Raw genomic sequence first — 16,841 nt, forward strand, 5'->3', positions numbered from 1 at the left:
ACCACATCCTCGCCGTCGACAAGGCTCGCTACGTCGGCGATCAGGTCGCCATCGTGGTGGCCGAGACCCTGGAACAGGCAAGAGCTGCCGCCGAGGCGGTGGAAGTGGACTACGGCCTGCTGCCCGCCGTGGTCGACGCGGCACGCACGCGCTCGGCAATGGTCTCGCTCTCCTCGGCATATTCATCCACACCAGATAATTTATCATAATCAATATGTTCCACGGTGAGCCAGATATCAATACGGTCCATGATGGGTCCCGAGAGCTTACGCTGATAGCGACCGAGTTCTCCAGGGCTACAGATGCACTGTTTGTGTAATGCTCCGCGATTACCACATGGACAGGGATTCATCGCTGCCAGGAGTGTAAACCGCGCTGGGAACGTAGCGCTACCACGAGCACGTGCTACGTTTACGACTTTGTCCTCGATCGGCTGACGTAGTGATTCCAGTACGCGTGTATCGAACTCTGGGAATTCATCCATAAACAATACTCCGTGGTGAGCCAGAGTAATCTCGCCAGGTTTTGGAATTGCTCCACCACCAACAATAGCTGGGTATGATGATGTGTGATGAGGAGATCGGAAAGGTGGTCTTATATGCAGTTGAGAGTAATCTGATACTATCGAGTGGATACTTGTAACCTCTATCGATTCTTCATAAGTAAGATCTGGTAATATTGTTTGAAATGTTTGAGCAAGTAGAGTTTTGCCTGTACCTGGTGGACCAACCATCAACATACCACGGGGGATTTTGCCACCCAAACGTTGAAATTTTGCAGGATCACGCAAAAACTCAACCACTTCTTGTACGTCTTCTTTGGCTTCATCACAACCTGCCACATCAGCAAAAGTCGTTTTGATTTGATCTTCAGATAACATACGTGCACGTGATTTACCAAAAGTCATTGGCCCACCACGTCCACCTGCTCCACCGCCACCTTGCATTTGGCGCATAAAGAACATAAACAACAAGATAATTAAAATGACGGGGAAGCTTGCTACTAAAAGCTGCATCCAAACACTTTGCTGTTCAGGGGCACTACCCTCAACAATGACTTTTTTATCTAATAAGTCATTCATTAATTCGGGGTCAGGAATCGGTGGGCGAATGGTTTCAAATTTATCACCATTAGCACGTTCACCGCTGATGGTTAAACCATCTATACGCACGCGCTTCACATCGCCACTGCTGACAGAATTGACAAACTCAGAATAAGTTAATTGCTTGGTGGGTGCTTGTTGATTAAAGTTACTAAATACAAACACCAACATGCCAGCAATAACTAGCCATAGAAGCAAATTTTTCATCATATCGTTCAAGGGTCAAATCCTACAGTTATTGGCATTACGCGCTTGCCGATTATTTACCAAGCAGTGATTAACATTCAAGCTTACATAAGTATTATTTTAAGAACTTATGTATATTAAATCTCTATTTAACCTTAAAACCTGTTGCAAGTAAGTACACTTCTCGTGAACGCGCACGAGAAGCATCAGGCTTGCGACTTTTTAAGACAGTAAAATTGTCCATAATTGTCTTACGATACTCTTCGTAGCCTTCACCCTGAAATACTTTTACCAAAAATTGGCCATTGGGCTTTAATACACGAAGCGCAAAGTCTAATGCTAACTCACATAAATACATGGCACGAGGCTGGTCAGAGGCATTCCCTCCTATATTGGGTGCCATGTCAGAAATTACAAGGTCAACAGGACGGCCATTTAATGTATCTAATAATTTATTAAATACATCATCTTCTCTAAAATCACCTTGAATAAAATGCACATTGGGCAAAGCATCCATCGGTAAAATATCAGAAGCTAAAACCATGCCATTTGTGCCAACTAATTGAGCCGCTATTTGTGACCAGCTTCCTGGTGCTGAACCTAAATCCACGACAGTCATACCAGCTTTAAACAATTTGTCTTTTTGATTAACCTCCAACAACTTATAAGCAGCGCGCGAGCGATAGCCGTCTTTTTGCGCTTTTTGCACATAGCTATCTTCAAGATGCTCACGCATCCAATCTTTGCTACTTTTACTCAATTTATTGTTGTGGATACGAACACTCATGCTTTAAACCTAAAGTTACGTTAAAATAGTCAGTATTATCGTTTGGCCAATCGCCAAAGGTAATTCTGTATAGAGAATTTAATCAAATTTTTAGGCTTATGTCTCATGTCTTTATCTATTGCTGAAAAAAAACGCTTTCGTCAAATTGGCCATCAACTCAATCCAGTCGTGTTATTAGGCGGTCATGGCCTGACTGAAGCCGTGTTAGCTGAAATTGATCGCGCCTTAGAAGATCACGAATTAATCAAAGTTCGCTTGGGTGGTGAAGACAGAGAATTACGTCTAGCGATGATTGACGAAATTGTACAAAGCACAAACAGTCAAGCTGTGCAAACTATTGGTAAATTAGTGTTGTTATATCGTGCCGCTAAAAAGCCCAATCCACGATTATCTAATATTTTACGTGCTAATAACGCTTTATAGGATTTTTACATGAAGTATTTTTCTGTTTTGCTCGTTGCCAGTTTATTAACTGCTTGTGCTAACACACCCTCAAGCCAAGTAACAGGTACTTTACCCAGTCACACCATCATGAAGGAAGGTGGTTTATATTTAACGTCTGGTTATGGTATCTCTAAAGACGAAAGCGAAAAAGCAGCAACCTTTAATGCAAATCAAAGTTGTGCTGTCTTTAAAAAATTGCCTGTGGTTAACAAAATGGATAGCCAGTATCAAGGTACTGTCAGCGAAGATGTCAATAAAACCGTGAATATGGTTAGTGGTATTGTTAAATCTATGACTGGCAAAAACTACGGTACAACCGCAACAGATAAAGACTATAAAACTAGCTTAGAGTTTAGATGTCAATAAAGCGAACTAGCCCTCTCTATGAGGGCTAGTTACAACAAGCGAATGCGCGGCTTATGATTACTCAAACGTTGTAAAATTAAAATCACACTTATCATCAGTGCAGATAATACTAACAACAATAATGCAAATTGATGTGCAACAGGATAATTAAGCTTTTGTACCTCATCATATAAGGCGATTGAGGCAACTCGTGTTTCTTCAGGAATACTTCCACCCAACATTAACACGACACCAAACTCTCCTAAAGTATGGGCAAAACTTAAAATTGCACCACTTAAAATGCCATAACGACTCACTGGAATAACAATCGTCCAAAAAACCTGTTTAGCATTTGCACCTAAAGCTACCGCTCCTTCTAATAAACTTTCATCAACCTGCCTAAATGCCGTTTGTATTGGCTGCAAGGCAAATGGCAAGCTATAAATGACTGAGCCAATAACTAAACCTGTAAACGAGAAAACTAAAGACATATCAAACCACGATTGCCATAACTGACCAAGCAAATACTGTGGTGAAAATAATAACAATAAATAAAAGCCAATAACCGTTGGTGGCAAAACCATTGGTAATGTCACTACGATCTCAATAAAAAACACCCAAGATGAGCGACTATTATTGAGCCAATAAGCTAAAGGAATACAGATTAACAATAATAACGCTGTAGAAATTAAAGCCAGCTTTGCCGTTAACCATAAACTATATAACAACTCTGGCGACAATTGCATTTATGGCAAATTCCTTGCTGGTGGCAAAAAACCATATTTGGCAAAGATTTTTTGTGCACTCGTTGACTTAATAAAACTCGCATATTGATGAGCTAATGGATTTTGTTGACCTCGTTTGGTGATAACCATCGCTTGCTCTAAAGGGGGATATAAATGCGCAGGAATTAGCCAAAACTGTCCTTGCCCCGCCAATTGTGGTGAGCGCAACAAAGATAAAGCGACAATTGCTAAATCAGCATTTCCTGTCTGAGCAAACTGTAAGGTTTGAGCAATATTTTCGCCAAACACTAATTTAGATTGAATGTTTGTCCATAATTTAGCTTGTTGTAAGGCGTTACGCGCAGCCTGACCATAAGGTGCATGTTCGGGGTTGGCAATCGCAACTCGAGTAATATTGGTTTGATCAAGTACCGCCCATCCTTGTTTAACATCTATAGCTTTCTTATTTGTCCACAATGCAATCTGGCCAATTGCATACACATAAAAACTTTGGCCATCTGCCATATTTTCACTAATCAATTGTTTGGGATAACGACTATCTGCCGACAAATACACCTCATAAGGCGCATTTTGTTTAATTTGAGCAAAAAAATTGCCTGATGATCCTGTTGTGACTTTAATCTGAGCTTGAGGATATTGCCGCTTAAATTGTTGATTAATATCCTCTAAGCAATAAACCAAATCGGATGCAGCAGCCACATATAAGGTTTGTGCCGAGGCAGAACTTAGCCACAAAATCGACCACAGTGCGCTTAATAAGAGACGCATATTCATACTCGATATATTTATCAAAAACTATAACAAACGCATTTACCCAGCACTTTATGGCTTTAAACCTGTTGCTGGCGCAGCCAACCACCCTTCAACCATTAACACGGCGGCAGTTGAGTCTAAAGAAGGTAATTTGCCTTTGCGTTGTTGACCAATATCTTTGAGCATCTCTTTGGCAGAACGACTGGTTAAACGCTCATCAACCATTAATACAGGCAAATTAAAACGATGATGCAAGCGTCGAGCAAATTTTCTTGCTAAATGGGATAATTCCGACTCACTATCATCCATGTTCAATGGCAAACCTACCAACAGCAATTGTGGCTGCCACTCTTTGATTAGTTGTTCAATAACAGGCCATTCAGGAATACCATCTCGCATCACCAATGGAGACAAAGGGGATGCGCTTGCCGTAATCTGTTGACCAATCGCCACTCCTGCTTTTTTTGTCCCAAAATCAAAGCCCAAAACACTGTTTACTGATTCAAGCATGGCCAACCTGATGACTTAATAAGCTTAGATTTACACCAATTCGTGAAGCAGCAGCTTGCCAACGATCTTCAAAAGGTAACTCAAATAATAAACTATTATCCGCAGGACAAACTAACCATGCGTTTTCGGCCATTTCTTTTTCGAGCTGTCCTGCTGACCATCCTGCATAACCCAATAATACTAAATAATTTTTTGGCCCTTTTCCTTGAGCAATGGCATCAAGAATATCGCGTGAACTGGTGACACATAAACCATCCTCAACTTCTAAACTGGAATTCCATTCTCCACGTTCGTGATGTAAAACAAAACCTGCCTCGCTACTAACAGGCCCACCGTATAAAACGGGCATCTCTGGCTCATCAATTCCTTTTAAAATTGGTAGATTTATTTCTTGTAAAAGTTGGGTTAAAGATAATTCTAGTGGTTTGTTAATGACTAAACCCACAGCACCTTCAGCATCATGTTTAACAATATAAGTGACAGTTTCTGAAAAGCGGCTATCTTCCATGTCGGGCATGGCAATCAAGCAATGATGAGTAAAATTAGAATTAGCTAGGGTCATATTCAATAATTAGTTGGCTACATAAAGAATTTTTAATTTAACACAATTGATTTAAGTCACAAGCTTGATTTAGTTTTGTTTAGCGAGTATTTAGGTTAATGCCGATTGATATAGCTTTTTTGGACAATAAAGCAACAACTTTTGAGAATAAACATGACAACCTTAGCAACGGTAATTACTGGCGCATCTAGCGGGATTGGTGAGGCTCTTGCCCATTTATTTGCACGTGAACAGCAAACTTTGGTGTTGGTTGCCCGTCGTAAAGATAAATTAGAGGGTTTGGCTAAAGCATTAAATAGCAAATATGGCGTTAAAGTTCATGTGATTGCGCTTGATTTGCAACAAATGGGTGCCGCTGCTCAATTAATGAATGAAGTATCGAACTTAAAACTTACTGTTGATACTTTAGTTAATAATGCAGGTTTTGGTGTCAGTGCACCTTTTGCAAAAAGTGATGCCAGCCAAACATCGGGCATGATGCAATTAAATATGGTGGCTTTGACCGAATTAACGCATATGGTTTTGCCAATGATGTTAGAGCGTGGTCATGGTCGCATTATGAATATTGCCTCGGTGGTTGCTTTTCAACCGTGTCCTTATTTTGCCGTTTATGCCGCCACAAAAGCCTATGTGTTATCGTTTACCGAAGCTTTAGCCGAAGAAATGCGTGGTCGTGGAATTTTAGTCACTGCCGTTTGTCCTGGTTCAACCGCAACTGAGTTTCATGATGTGGCACATACTAAAGGTAGTTTGTTAACCCAAATTCAAGATACCGCCGAAACGGTTGCTGAAGAAGGCTATAAAGCGCTTAATAATGGCAAGTCGGTGGTGGTGACTGGTTTAATGAATAAGCCTTTACCTTTAGTGAATCGTTTAGTGCCTCGTAAGGCGATGACGTGGGCAACAAGTAAGTTGATGGGACGGTAAAAATAAAAAGGGAGAATTTCTCCCTTTTTTATTGCTCAATTACTTAGCCTTGCTAACCATATAATCAACTGCATTTTTAATTTCTTTTTCGGTACAAGCTGCACAAGTACCTTTTGCTGGCATCGCGCGAATACCCTTTAAGGCATGATCGTATAATACAGGTGTACCTTGAGCAATACGCGCTTTCCACGCCGCTTTATCACCTAATTTGGGCGCACCTGCAACACCTGCCCCATGACACATGGCACAAACAGCTTTATAAACATCTTCACCTTTACGATCAGGGGCAGCAAAACTGGCTTGGCTAGCTAATAAACCCAAGCTGGCAACCAGTAACATGACTTTTTTCATTTCACACTCCAAACAACAAAGTAAATCTTTAACGTCCCTATTATAAAACAAATCGTCTCTAAACCATGTGCGACAAATTGTCGCGACTAACAGGACAATTGTTTAACAAAATCGCTTTTACCCACTATACCCTTACTTTTTTTAGGGCTAACTGCTTTTCTATCACAAGCATTAGTCGGTCGGCAATCCCAAACTGATAACGTGCATCAATTTCCCGAATACAGGTTGGGCTAGTGACATTAATCTCGGTGATATAGTCACCAATAACATCTAAACCAACAAATAACAAACCCCGTTTTTTTAGCTCTTGGCCAACTTGACTAGCCAACCAATAATCTCGTGGAGTTAATAATTGCGGCACACCACTGCCACCAGCAGCCAAATTACCACGAGTTTCACCTTGTTGTGGCACACGCGCCAAACAATAGGGAACTGGTTTGCCATCAATGACCAAAATTCGCTTATCCCCTTTGACAATCTCAGGAATATAGCGTTGTGCCATCACAGGCAAAATGCCATTTTGGGTGAGTGTTTCTAGGGTTGCGCCAATATTTAACCCTTGATGCTGTAGGCGAAAAATACCTGTTCCACCCATGCCATCCAATGGTTTAACAATCACGTCTTGATGTTGCGCAATAAATTGTTTAATACGCTGCATTTGGCTGGATACTAAGGTTGGCACCATACAATGAGCGAACTGTGTAGCAAACAATTTCTCATTACAATCACGTAAAGATTGCGGTTTATTGACCACTAAAACGCCTGCTTGTTCGGCTCGTTCTAAAATATATGTCGTGTAAATAAAGCGCATATCAAAAGGCGGATCTTTGCGCATCAAAATGACATCCATTTCGGCCAAAGCGATATTTTGTGCTTCGCCAAATTCGTGCCATTTTTCTTTACTTTCAAATACCTGCAAGGGTTTTAATTGACCATATGCTTCGCCATTTTCAATAAACAAATCATCTTGCTGCGCATAAAACAACTCATAGCCACGTTTAGCGGCTGCCCAAAGCATGGCAATACTTGAGTCTTTTTTGATATTGATGTGACGAATATCATCCATCACTATTAATAGTTTGATGGGCTTCATACTTTTGATCCCCAATCCGCCAAATCTTTAGCACCATATTTAGCACGATATTGTCCCATACTATTGACCAATTCTTGATGACCACCACGCTCACGCAAAAATTCAACAATATGATCTAATTTAATGATAGACACGACAGGAATATGGTGTTGTTGCACGATCTCTTGAATCGCTGATAACTCACCTGTTGCACCACGCTCTTGACGGTCTAAGGCAACAATAATACCTGCCGCAGTTGCGCCTTGAGCCTGCAAAATTTCCAACACTTCACGAATCGCTGTGCCTGCGGTAATCACGTCATCAATAATTAACACACGTTTATCTTGTAAGGGCGCACCAACCAAATTACCGCCTTCACCATGATCTTTGGCTTCTTTACGATTAAAGCACCAAGGTTTATTGACATGAAATTGATCATGCAATTGTATGGCTGTAGCACTAGCAATCGGAATACCTTTATAGGCTGGGCCAAAAATCACATCATAATCAATACCTGAGCGTCGAATGGTTTCGGCATAACATTTACCTAAAGCCGAAAGAGCCAAACCATCTTGAAATAATCCTGCATTAAAAAAATAAGGGCTTTTACGACCCGATTTTAAGGTAAATAATCCGAATCTTAATACGTCACGGTGCATGGCTAATTGAATAAAAGCACGTTGATACTCTTGCATGATGAATCTTCTATAAACAAAATAAATTAGAGCGATTGTACACATTTAGCCGCAAGCGGTGAATTAGGTTATGATATATCCCATTTGTAAGATAAGGCAAAAACAATGAGAATTGTCTCAGTAAACGTTAATGGTTTACGCTCAGCCGAACGTAAAGGCTTTTTTGATTGGTTAGAAAACAGCCAAGCTGATGTAGTATGTTTGCAAGAAATTCGCATTCAAGCTCATCAAATGGAATTAGCGCATCAACCTGCGGGCTGGTTTCATCATTTCTTTCCTGCTCAAAAAGCAGGTTATGCAGGTACAGCCATTTATTCACGTCAACAACCTGATAAGGTCACTCAGGGCTTGGGTTTTAGTGTATGTGATGATGAAGGTCGTTATTTAGCCGTACAATTTGGCGATTTAACTATTGCCTCCTTATATTTGCCATCTGGCTCTAGCTCACCCGAAGCTCAAGCCAAAAAAGATGATTTTCTGCAGCAGTTTTTACCCCTTCTACGCCAATGGCGCACTGAGCAAAAATCGCTGATTATTTGTGGTGATTGGAATATTGCCCACCAAGAAATTGATTTAAAAAACTGGAAAGGCAATCTAAAGAACTCTGGCTTTTTACCCCACGAACGTGCTTGGTTAGACACACTTTATCAAGAATTAGGCTATATTGATGCTTATCGTCAGCTTTACCCAACAGAAGAAGCGCAAGCCTATACATGGTGGTCAAATCGTGGTCAAGCATGGCAAAACAATGTCGGTTGGCGTATTGATTATCAAGTGACTAGTCCAGACTTTGCTCATAAAGTTAAGCAAGCTTTTGTTTATAAAGACAGTCGTTTTTCTGACCATGCGCCATTAATTATTGATTATAGTGAATAAACCATGAGCAAATTGAATTTAGATCCAACTACCATCCAAAAATGGCGTCAAGATATTGTTTTTAAAGAAAATGTGTTAGGTGATGACTATACCTTTCATTCAACATGGGGTATTTTTTCGCCTGAAGCCGTTGACGAAGGTTCACGTTTGTTACTCGAACATGTTGATTTTAAAGCAACTGATAACTGTTTAGATGTCGGCTGTGGTTATGGGGTTTTAGGCATGGTTTGTGCCAAAAAAGCACCTCAAGGCAGAAGTGTGTTATTAGACAAAGATTTTGTGGCGGTGGATTATGCGCGTAAAAATTGTGCACTGAATGGTTTAAATAATACAGAAGTGATTTTAAGTAATGGCTTTAGCGCTGTGGGTGATCGTAAGTTTGATATAATTTTGTCTAACTTACCTGCTAAAGTGAGCAAAGAGCAACATTATTTGTATTTATATGATGCCTTACAGCATTTAAGCGAAGGTGGACGCTTTTATGTAGTGACGATTAATGGTTTACGTGAGTTTATTTCGCGTACTTTTAAGGAAGTATTTGGTAATTATGAGAAGCTAAAACAGGGTAAAACCTATACGATTGCTATGGCTGAAAAGCGTTAATCATCACGCCAAATAGGGCAACCACAAGGGTTGCCCCTACGTTTTTTAACAATCGACCATAAAAATAGCGGCTTGCATATCACGCATATCCATACCTGATAGCAGCAGATTTTCAAAATCACCTTGAGGCATAGGTTTAGCAAATAGATAACCTTGCATGGTGTTACAACCACGACGCAATAAGAAATCGGCTTGTTCGGTGGTTTCCACACCTTCGGCAACCACATTCAGTTTGAGATTTTGTGCTAAACCAATGATGGCTGCGGTAATTGCGGCATCGTTTGGATCATTGATAATATCTTGAACAAAACCTTTATCTATTTTTAGTTCATCTAAGGGAAAACGTTTGAGGTAACTTAATGATGAATAACCTGTACCAAAGTCATCTACCGATAAATAAATGCCCATACGTTTAAGCGCATTGAGCGTTTCAACGGTTTCTTGCACATCTTTCATCAAAATGCCTTCGGTCAACTCAATCACCAAGAAATTAGGGCTAAGCTCTAAATCCTCTAGGGTACGACGAATATCAGGCAATAAGTTTGGATGGGTAAAGTTGGCGGCTGACAAATTAATCGCTAAAGGCACAATAGGCATGCCTTTATCTTGCCATTCACGATTAATTTCACAGGCACGTTTTAATACCCACGCGCCTAATTCAATAATAAAGCCAGACTCTTCGGCCACAGGAATAAAGGTCATGGGCGATACCATCCCACGTTGAGGATGTTTCCAACGCAATAATACCTCTGCCCCCACAATTTCACCCGATAAAGGATTAATTTTAGGCTGAAAATATAATTCTAATTGATTTTGTTCGATGGCTTTGCGCAGGTCATTTTCGAGTCTAAATTTGTCTAAGACGGCTTCATTCATGGTGCGATCAAAGAAACGATAAGTATTTCGTCCCGTATCTTTGGCAGCATACATGGCTAAGTCAGCATTTTTAATAATGCTTTCAACATCTGTACCATCTTGTGGGCCTAAAGCAATACCAATACTCGCCGAGACAATCACATCTTGTCCTAAACCCTCAATAGGCTGAGCAATGGCTTCTAAAATCCGCTGCGCAACTTGGGCGGCATCTTCTGGCTGAGTAATATCAGTTAAAATAACAGTAAACTCATCGCTGCCTAAACGGGCAACTTGTTCACTTTTGTTATTAATTTCATGATGATGTAAAGCAGCAACATCACAACTACGAATACAAGAATTAATACGTACACCTATCGTTTGTAAAACTAAATCGCCTGCTTGTTGACCCAAAGTATCGTTAATACGTTTAAAACGATCTAAATCAATGAACAGTAATGCACATTGTGAGCCTTGACGCAAAGCTCTTTGTAACTCGTGTTGTAATAACTCTCGGAATAATTGACGATTGGCTAAGCCTGTTAAATTGTCGTAATAAGCAAGACTACGAATCCGTTTTTGGGCATCTACCAATTCGGTAATATCCTGAGTAATACCCTCGATATAATCTATCTGTCCAGTTGGTTTACGAAAAACACGTGCTTGCTCATGTAATACACGCATACCACGCCGAGGCGCGGAAATACGAAATTCTTGCTGATACGAATGACCTGCATTTTTGGCTTCTTCTAGGGCTTTGCGTACTCGCTCTTGGTCTTCAACATGCACTTGCGGCAAAATTGCAAACATAGAACTTGCCAACAAACTCGCATCAGCTCCATAAATACGATAATACTCATCAGAGCGTTCAGTGCGATCTTCGTGAGGATACCACTCCCAACTTCCTAAATGAGCTAAACGCTGAGCATTCGCTAAAGCAGCTTCACTATGAGCAAGTTGTTCTAAAGTACGATTGGCACGTAACACATAATGAATACGATAGCCCAACAACTTCCAGTTAATGGGTTTTACAAAAAAGTCAGTTGCACCATAATCATAAGCTTGAACAATAGAGTGACTATCATCTAAGCCCGTCAGCATAATGATTGGCAAATGTACAGAAATCGGTAAAGCACGTAATTCTTGACAGACCTTATAGCCATCAGAGTCTGGTAAAACCACATCTAATAATACAAGATCAGGTTTTTCATCAATAACTGCTTGAATACCTGTTGCCGCATCACTGGCACACACGACGTTAAAGCCATCACGTGTTAAATGATCTTGAGCAATCGCTTGTAACACTAAATCGTCGTCAATTAATAAAATCTTTTTAAAAGTCATGATGATACTCAAATTGTATCAAATCGCAGATAGAATGCTTGGAATGTACACACTTCACATAAGTTTGTTAATAGCCATGACTAAATCTATAGCAAAAACAAACTTAATTGTGCAAATCTCAAACTAAAACTATTCTATCGCCGATATTTTTTGTTCAAAGAATACCAGCTCATCCATCAACTGAGTGTACTCAGTACGCAATACAACAAGCCAAGGTTGAGCTTGCTGCAATTGACCTTGTTTGAGAAGTGCCTCAATTTGTTTAGCCACTTCAGACAAAGTATGCGCACCTATGGAAGCTGACGAAGATTTGAGGCTATGAGCCGCCCGAAAAGCAGTAGCAACATCTCCACCAGACATGGCCTTTTCAATCCCATGAACCATTTTTTCGGCTTCTTGGCGATACAAGGTAATCACCCGTCTAACCAATGGTGACGCTAACCCCGACGCACCCCCTAAACTTGTTAGCGTAGCTTCATCTATTTTTGTTGTATTTTTTTGATAATGCATTTAATTTTTTATTCCCTAATGTGTCGCACTATGCTGCCAACTGATAAAGTTGTTTAACATCTTTATGCTTTTGAGTAAATTGACATATTTGCTACACAATTCACAATAATTATAGCGAATTCGCTAGGCAAAAGTATTTATACCGCAAATTTATATCAGTTTTATGATGAGCATCTCATTTTTAGCACAAATATTATGCTAATGGATCAGCTTGGCATTATATAAAAACGCTAGAAATCATAAAAAAGGGTTTAGAATGATATTTGTACAATTCTAAACCCATCCTCGCAATTAAGATTGCTTTAAAGCGTCTTGTTGTTTTTCAATTAAAGTTTTAATTCCTTGTTCAGCTAAAATTAACATCGCATCTGCTTGTTCACGGCTAAACGGTTTACCTTCGGCTGTGCCTTGTACTTCCACAAAACCACCTAATTGGCTCATGACGACATTCATATCGGTATCACAATTAGAGTCTTCATCATAATCTAAATCTAATACTGCTTGTCCTTTAACCACTCCTACCGAAATGGCGGCAATTAATTGGGTTAATGGGTCATGTTTAATCATTTTTTTAGCACGCATATGGTTTAAGGCATCGACTAAAGCCACTGCTCCACCTGTAATTGATGCTGTGCGTGTGCCACCATCAGCTTGTATCACATCACAGTCAATCGTAATTGTATGTTCTCCTAATTTTTTTAAATCAACCATAGCGCGTAAACTACGGCCAATTAAACGTTGGATTTCTAAAGTACGACCACCTTGTTTGCCTTTTGATGCTTCACGATCATTACGGGTATGAGTAGCACGAGGCAACATGCCATATTCAGCAGTAATCCAACCTTCGCCTTTGCCCTTTAAAAAGCGTGGCACACCTACTTCGACAGAAGCAGTACACAATACTTTAGTATCACCAAACTCAATTAACACTGAGCCTTCAGCATGTTTAGTATAATTACGGGTAATTTTGATGGTGCGTAATTCATCAGGGTTACGTCCATTACCACGTCTAAATACAGTATCTTTAGTAATAGATGCGGCTAAAGCTTGTTGTAAATTGGCCATTGTGATAATCCTCTATTTATAAATCGATTAGGCTCTGAAATTTTTAGTCAAAATTTGCAGGCTTTAAAACGCACTGATTGCAGCACCATGCCTAATCTATGACAAAATTTTGCGCCGATTATACGATGAAGCCGTTACAATCGGCGGTTAAGAATAAAATTTTTTGAGGTTTATTGATGATTTACAGTATGACGGCTTTTGCCCGCCGCGAATTAAGAGGCGATTTTGGATTATTAGTGTGTGAAATTCGCTCTGTAAATCAACGTTATTTAGAAGCGAATTTTCGTTTGTCGGATGTGGTACGTGAGTTAGAAATGCCCTTACGTGATAAACTTCGCCAACAATTAAGCCGTGGTAAAGTCGATGTGTGGATTAAACATGAAGCGATTGAAGGCAATGTCTCTAATATTCATATTAATCAAGATTTAGCAGCACGTTTAGTGGCTGCCGCGAGCCAAATTGACCAATTAGCACGTCATGCCGCACCACTTAATGCGGCTGATATTTTGCGTATTCCCGGTGTGGTGTGTGTAGCTGAACCTAATCAACAAGCTTTATTAGCGGCTACTCAAAGTTTGTTTGACCAGACCTTAAGTGATTTTGTGGCAATGCGCCAACGTGAAGGCCAAGCTTTACAACAGTTTATTGGCCAACGTTTAGATTTAATTGCTGTGGAATGTGAAAAAGTGCGCGAGCGTATGCCACATATTTTGGCTCATTATCGCCAACGCTTATTAGCACGTTTGCAAGACATTAAAGCTGAACTAGACAATGATCGTTTAGAGCAAGAAATGGTGTTGTTTGCCCACAAAATTGATGTTGCTGAGGAATTAGATCGTTTAAGTGCGCATTTAGTAGAAATTAAACGCGTATTACAACAAGGTGGTGCAGTGGGTCGTAAGCTCGACTTTTTGATGCAAGAGTTAAACAGAGAAGCTAATACTCTCGGTTCTAAATCGGTGAGTGCTGACAGCTCTTTGTCTTCTGTAGAACTCAAAGTATTGATTGAGCAAATGCGCGAGCAGATTCAGAACCTAGAATAAGCTATCAAGCCATGTTTTAAGGTGTCAAACCTACTTATTAGCCCTTGTATATCAAGGGTTTTTTATTGCCTACCGTGTCATAAAATCACTTTTTCCGTTAACTGACTGACATTACTCAAAATACACACTTTTTTATTGGTCATAATCTCAAAATGAGATATATTGTATTCATCAACACAGGATTGAATAATGCGCGTAATTAGCAACAAAGCATTAAAAGACTTTGCCGAAGTGCATACCCAAGCTGATAGCTTGTTTCAGGCTTGGCGACAGCTTATTGAGAGCCGTTATTTTGGTAGTTTTTCAGATTTAAAACAAGTTTTTAACAGTGTTGACCGTGTTGGCGATTTTTATGTGTTTAACATTGGTGGTAATAAGTATCGTTTGATAGCTGCTATTCATTTTGATAAACAACGCTTATTTATCCGCCATGTTTTTACTCATGCACAATACGATCATTGGAAGCCATAATTATGTTAGCCATTCAAGAGATTACCCAACATATCAACGCTTTACGCGCACAAGTGCCTTTATCCCCTATCACCACAGAGCAAGAGTATGATAATGCAGTTAATATTTTAAATGAGTTACTTGACGCAGGAGGAGCAGACGAACAACATCCCCTAGCCGTATTGGTTTCTTTATTAAGTGACTTCATAGCCGATTATGAAGATAAGCATAGCCAAACACCAATAGTAACAGGTCGTGCTATGTTGGCTTTTTTAATGGAACAACATGGCCTTAAACAAGCTGATTTATCAGAGATAGGCTCACAAGGAGTTGTATCAGAGCTCTTAAATGGTAAGCGTGAATTTACGACCAATCACATTAAACTGTTAGCGGCTCGCTTTAACGTGCCTGTATCAGTATTTTTAGCATAATACTCATAATTACTTCTCCACTACTAACGCCTTGGCGGCGTTAAATTAGTTCTTAAAGCCAACTCATGTACAGGTGCAGGCAAAGGTTGGGTGTGTTGGTCATACTGACGCTGATCTTTAGGCAAGGCAAACTGCTCGGCTAGTTTGGCAAAACACGTTTGAAACGCAGCTAAGGTCCATTGGCCATAAATCGTATGGCCGCCTTCATACGCCTGTTGTTGATATTCTTCGTAGGTGGTGACATAGCCCATGTAGTCATTACAATAGGTACAAATTAACACCTGCTCAATGTTTGCCGTCGCTAAGATTTGTGCCACGGTTTGCACCACCCGCTGCCCTGCAATAGTCGTAAATTCACCCGGACAACAAACAATAGCTATATTGCCTAAACGAATAATTTGAATGGGCAATACCGTTGGCACCATTGCGCTTTCCTTCATGGCTCCTTTCGCCGCTTGACGTTTTAACTCTGCCACCAACGGATCGGCAATTGCAGGCACCATTAATTTATCAATCGCTTGCCCCAAAATTTGTTTGCGCCCTGCTTCGAGCATAATGTCCTTAACCCCTTGGGCAGCATATAAACGTTGATAATACTGCTGTTCTGTAAGCGTTAATTTGTGCAAACGCCGCAAACGCGTCGTCTTAACCGCACGCGCTAGTTGCTTGGCAACTTTACCAATGGCCATAGGCATACCCGGCCCATCCACACGCGTACCGGTAAAAAATGCCACACCATGACACGGCTGGCTGGTAAACGCTTGCTGTTCGCCATTGGCAAAACGAGGTTCAGCATGTTGATTGCTTAAATCGACATAAGTCAAAATGGCATCTAACGCGCCTGTAATGGGTAAACTAGCTTGTTGAATAATCTGTAATGCGTGTTCGGCTTGCAGGCGACCATTTTGCTCGGCATAGGTATATTCTTTTTCTCCCTGCCACTGCTTGCGACGCGCAATATCATTTGGCCCATGATAATGGGGTGACACATCACCTGCTGTTGCTTGTGCAAAAATTGCCACAGGTGCAGCAACGCCTTGTTGCGTCAATGCGGCTTCGGCAGCCACCGCCGCATAGCCTTTGTTATCGGCACAATATTTGGTTTGATTGTTGCCCACCGCCGTTGCATGAACCGTTCCATAAAACTTATCAAAACCTACTTATTGTAGAACAAATAGGCTTTGTGT

20 protein-coding genes and 1 pseudogene are annotated in these 16,841 nt (G+C 40.5%); 8 read left to right on the forward strand and 13 right to left on the reverse strand.

Going from position 1 to position 16,841, the window contains the following annotated elements; genetic code table 11:
• Nucleotides 1–109: 109 nt before the first annotated feature.
• Nucleotides 110–1,321, reverse strand: a complete 1,212-nt coding sequence (locus Q0212_RS08840) for an ATP-dependent metallopeptidase FtsH/Yme1/Tma family protein (protein WP_297924625.1) — start codon at nt 1,319–1,321, stop codon at nt 110–112.
• A 112-nt stretch (nt 1,322–1,433) separates the two neighbouring features.
• The gene (gene rlmE / locus Q0212_RS08845) at nt 1,434–2,075 is read right to left on the reverse strand and encodes a 23S rRNA (uridine(2552)-2'-O)-methyltransferase RlmE (protein ID WP_297924627.1); all 642 of its coding nucleotides are present in this window, start codon (nt 2,073–2,075) and stop codon (nt 1,434–1,436) included.
• A gap of 105 nt (nt 2,076–2,180) precedes the next feature.
• Here rlmE and yhbY point away from each other — a divergent pair, with 105 nt between their 5' ends.
• Both yhbY and Q0212_RS08855 read left to right on the forward strand, forming a co-directional pair.
• Entirely contained in the window at nt 2,181–2,498 is a 318-nt protein-coding gene (gene yhbY / locus Q0212_RS08850) for a ribosome assembly RNA-binding protein YhbY (protein WP_297924629.1), read from the forward strand.
• 9 nt (nt 2,499–2,507) lie between these two features.
• A complete protein-coding gene (locus Q0212_RS08855; protein ID WP_297924631.1) occupies nt 2,508–2,885 on the forward strand; it encodes a hypothetical protein in 378 nt (125 codons plus the stop codon).
• A gap of 29 nt (nt 2,886–2,914) precedes the next feature.
• Here the strand turns inward: Q0212_RS08855 and modB are convergent, their stop codons facing one another.
• Genes modB through Q0212_RS08875 form a run of 4 tightly spaced genes read right to left on the reverse strand, consistent with a single transcriptional unit; the run spans nt 2,915 to nt 5,435 of the window.
• A complete protein-coding gene (modB, locus tag Q0212_RS08860; RefSeq protein ID WP_297924633.1) occupies nt 2,915–3,610 on the reverse strand; it encodes a molybdate ABC transporter permease subunit in 696 nt (231 codons plus the stop codon).
• Nucleotides 3,611–4,378: a molybdate ABC transporter substrate-binding protein gene (gene modA, locus Q0212_RS08865; RefSeq protein ID WP_297924635.1), complete on the reverse strand. Its 768-nt coding sequence runs from the start codon at nt 4,376–4,378 to the stop codon at nt 3,611–3,613.
• A gap of 54 nt (nt 4,379–4,432) precedes the next feature.
• Nucleotides 4,433–4,873: a Holliday junction resolvase RuvX gene (gene ruvX / locus Q0212_RS08870; RefSeq protein ID WP_297924637.1), complete on the reverse strand. Its 441-nt coding sequence runs from the start codon at nt 4,871–4,873 to the stop codon at nt 4,433–4,435.
• Nucleotides 4,866–5,435, reverse strand: coding sequence for a YqgE/AlgH family protein (locus tag Q0212_RS08875; protein ID WP_297924638.1), 570 nt, complete (start codon nt 5,433–5,435; stop codon nt 4,866–4,868). The genes ruvX and Q0212_RS08875 overlap by 8 nt, the downstream gene beginning before the upstream one ends.
• A gap of 153 nt (nt 5,436–5,588) precedes the next feature.
• On the opposite strand from Q0212_RS08875, the gene Q0212_RS08880 reads away from it, so the two are divergent.
• Complete coding sequence (locus Q0212_RS08880) at nt 5,589–6,362, forward strand: SDR family oxidoreductase (protein ID WP_297924640.1); 774 nt, start codon at nt 5,589–5,591, stop codon at nt 6,360–6,362.
• A gap of 39 nt (nt 6,363–6,401) precedes the next feature.
• Here Q0212_RS08880 and Q0212_RS08885 read toward each other — a convergent pair whose 3' ends face one another.
• From Q0212_RS08885 to pyrE, 3 genes are all read right to left on the reverse strand, one after another.
• Nucleotides 6,402–6,713 carry a c-type cytochrome gene (locus tag Q0212_RS08885; RefSeq protein WP_297924642.1) on the reverse strand — a complete coding sequence of 104 codons (312 nt, stop codon included), beginning with the start codon at nt 6,711–6,713 and terminating at the stop codon, nt 6,402–6,404.
• Between the two features lie 124 nt (nt 6,714–6,837).
• A complete protein-coding gene (gshB, locus tag Q0212_RS08890; protein WP_297924660.1) occupies nt 6,838–7,797 on the reverse strand; it encodes a glutathione synthase in 960 nt (319 codons plus the stop codon).
• 5 nt (nt 7,798–7,802) lie between these two features.
• Nucleotides 7,803–8,480: an orotate phosphoribosyltransferase gene (gene pyrE / locus Q0212_RS08895; protein WP_297924644.1), complete on the reverse strand. Its 678-nt coding sequence runs from the start codon at nt 8,478–8,480 to the stop codon at nt 7,803–7,805.
• 105 nt (nt 8,481–8,585) lie between these two features.
• On the opposite strand from pyrE, the gene Q0212_RS08900 reads away from it, so the two are divergent.
• Nucleotides 8,586–9,356 (forward strand): exodeoxyribonuclease III, encoded by a 771-nt coding sequence (locus Q0212_RS08900; RefSeq protein WP_297924646.1) that lies wholly within the window; start codon nt 8,586–8,588, stop codon nt 9,354–9,356.
• A 3-nt stretch (nt 9,357–9,359) separates the two neighbouring features.
• Nucleotides 9,360–9,959, forward strand: coding sequence for a methyltransferase (locus Q0212_RS08905; RefSeq protein ID WP_297924648.1), 600 nt, complete (start codon nt 9,360–9,362; stop codon nt 9,957–9,959).
• A 45-nt stretch (nt 9,960–10,004) separates the two neighbouring features.
• On the opposite strand, the gene Q0212_RS08910 is transcribed toward Q0212_RS08905, so the two are convergent.
• The 3 genes from Q0212_RS08910 to rph form a co-directional block, all read right to left on the reverse strand.
• Nucleotides 10,005–12,155, reverse strand: a complete 2,151-nt coding sequence (locus tag Q0212_RS08910) for an EAL domain-containing protein (RefSeq protein WP_297924650.1) — start codon at nt 12,153–12,155, stop codon at nt 10,005–10,007.
• Between the two features lie 129 nt (nt 12,156–12,284).
• Nucleotides 12,285–12,665 (reverse strand): Hpt domain-containing protein, encoded by a 381-nt coding sequence (locus tag Q0212_RS08915; protein WP_297924652.1) that lies wholly within the window; start codon nt 12,663–12,665, stop codon nt 12,285–12,287.
• A 291-nt stretch (nt 12,666–12,956) separates the two neighbouring features.
• A complete protein-coding gene (rph, locus tag Q0212_RS08920; RefSeq protein WP_297924654.1) occupies nt 12,957–13,730 on the reverse strand; it encodes a ribonuclease PH in 774 nt (257 codons plus the stop codon).
• 188 nt (nt 13,731–13,918) lie between these two features.
• On the opposite strand from rph, the gene Q0212_RS08925 reads away from it, so the two are divergent.
• From Q0212_RS08925 to Q0212_RS08935, 3 genes are all read left to right on the forward strand, one after another.
• Nucleotides 13,919–14,773, forward strand: coding sequence for a YicC/YloC family endoribonuclease (locus Q0212_RS08925; RefSeq protein ID WP_297924656.1), 855 nt, complete (start codon nt 13,919–13,921; stop codon nt 14,771–14,773).
• 189 nt (nt 14,774–14,962) lie between these two features.
• Nucleotides 14,963–15,244, forward strand: coding sequence for a type II toxin-antitoxin system HigB family toxin (locus Q0212_RS08930; RefSeq protein WP_297924657.1), 282 nt, complete (start codon nt 14,963–14,965; stop codon nt 15,242–15,244).
• Nucleotides 15,245–15,246: 2 nt separating this feature from the next.
• Nucleotides 15,247–15,654 (forward strand): helix-turn-helix domain-containing protein, encoded by a 408-nt coding sequence (locus tag Q0212_RS08935; protein WP_297924659.1) that lies wholly within the window; start codon nt 15,247–15,249, stop codon nt 15,652–15,654.
• A 23-nt stretch (nt 15,655–15,677) separates the two neighbouring features.
• Here Q0212_RS08935 and Q0212_RS08940 read toward each other — a convergent pair.
• A pseudogene (locus Q0212_RS08940) lies at nt 15,678–16,778 on the reverse strand (neutral/alkaline non-lysosomal ceramidase N-terminal domain-containing protein); the annotation flags it as partial.
• Between the last annotated feature and the right edge of the window lie 63 nt (nt 16,779–16,841).

The organism is uncultured Agitococcus sp. (genome assembly GCF_937920075.1).
In the GTDB taxonomy this organism is placed as follows: Bacteria; Pseudomonadota; Gammaproteobacteria; order Pseudomonadales; family Moraxellaceae; genus Agitococcus.

What these genes read in the sequence shown, in the direction of transcription:
- rlmE (WP_297924627.1), bottom strand. Translation starts at nt 2,075, where the DNA reads ATGAGTGTTCGTATCCACAACAATAAATTGAGTAAAAGTAGCAAAGAT.
- yhbY (WP_297924629.1), top strand. Translation starts at nt 2,181, where the DNA reads ATGTCTTTATCTATTGCTGAAAAAAAACGCTTTCGTCAAATTGGCCAT.
- Q0212_RS08855 (WP_297924631.1), top strand. Translation starts at nt 2,508, where the DNA reads ATGAAGTATTTTTCTGTTTTGCTCGTTGCCAGTTTATTAACTGCTTGT.
- modB (WP_297924633.1), bottom strand. Translation starts at nt 3,610, where the DNA reads ATGCAATTGTCGCCAGAGTTGTTATATAGTTTATGGTTAACGGCAAAG.
- modA (WP_297924635.1), bottom strand. Translation starts at nt 4,378, where the DNA reads ATGCGTCTCTTATTAAGCGCACTGTGGTCGATTTTGTGGCTAAGTTCT.
- ruvX (WP_297924637.1), bottom strand. Translation starts at nt 4,873, where the DNA reads ATGCTTGAATCAGTAAACAGTGTTTTGGGCTTTGATTTTGGGACAAAA.
- Q0212_RS08875 (WP_297924638.1), bottom strand. Translation starts at nt 5,435, where the DNA reads ATGACCCTAGCTAATTCTAATTTTACTCATCATTGCTTGATTGCCATG.
- Q0212_RS08880 (WP_297924640.1), top strand. Translation starts at nt 5,589, where the DNA reads ATGACAACCTTAGCAACGGTAATTACTGGCGCATCTAGCGGGATTGGT.
- Q0212_RS08885 (WP_297924642.1), bottom strand. Translation starts at nt 6,713, where the DNA reads ATGAAAAAAGTCATGTTACTGGTTGCCAGCTTGGGTTTATTAGCTAGC.
- pyrE (WP_297924644.1), bottom strand. Translation starts at nt 8,480, where the DNA reads ATGCAAGAGTATCAACGTGCTTTTATTCAATTAGCCATGCACCGTGAC.
- Q0212_RS08900 (WP_297924646.1), top strand. Translation starts at nt 8,586, where the DNA reads ATGAGAATTGTCTCAGTAAACGTTAATGGTTTACGCTCAGCCGAACGT.
- Q0212_RS08905 (WP_297924648.1), top strand. Translation starts at nt 9,360, where the DNA reads ATGAGCAAATTGAATTTAGATCCAACTACCATCCAAAAATGGCGTCAA.
- Q0212_RS08910 (WP_297924650.1), bottom strand. Translation starts at nt 12,155, where the DNA reads ATGACTTTTAAAAAGATTTTATTAATTGACGACGATTTAGTGTTACAA.
- Q0212_RS08915 (WP_297924652.1), bottom strand. Translation starts at nt 12,665, where the DNA reads ATGCATTATCAAAAAAATACAACAAAAATAGATGAAGCTACGCTAACA.
- rph (WP_297924654.1), bottom strand. Translation starts at nt 13,730, where the DNA reads ATGGCCAATTTACAACAAGCTTTAGCCGCATCTATTACTAAAGATACT.
- Q0212_RS08925 (WP_297924656.1), top strand. Translation starts at nt 13,919, where the DNA reads ATGACGGCTTTTGCCCGCCGCGAATTAAGAGGCGATTTTGGATTATTA.
- Q0212_RS08930 (WP_297924657.1), top strand. Translation starts at nt 14,963, where the DNA reads ATGCGCGTAATTAGCAACAAAGCATTAAAAGACTTTGCCGAAGTGCAT.
- Q0212_RS08935 (WP_297924659.1), top strand. Translation starts at nt 15,247, where the DNA reads ATGTTAGCCATTCAAGAGATTACCCAACATATCAACGCTTTACGCGCA.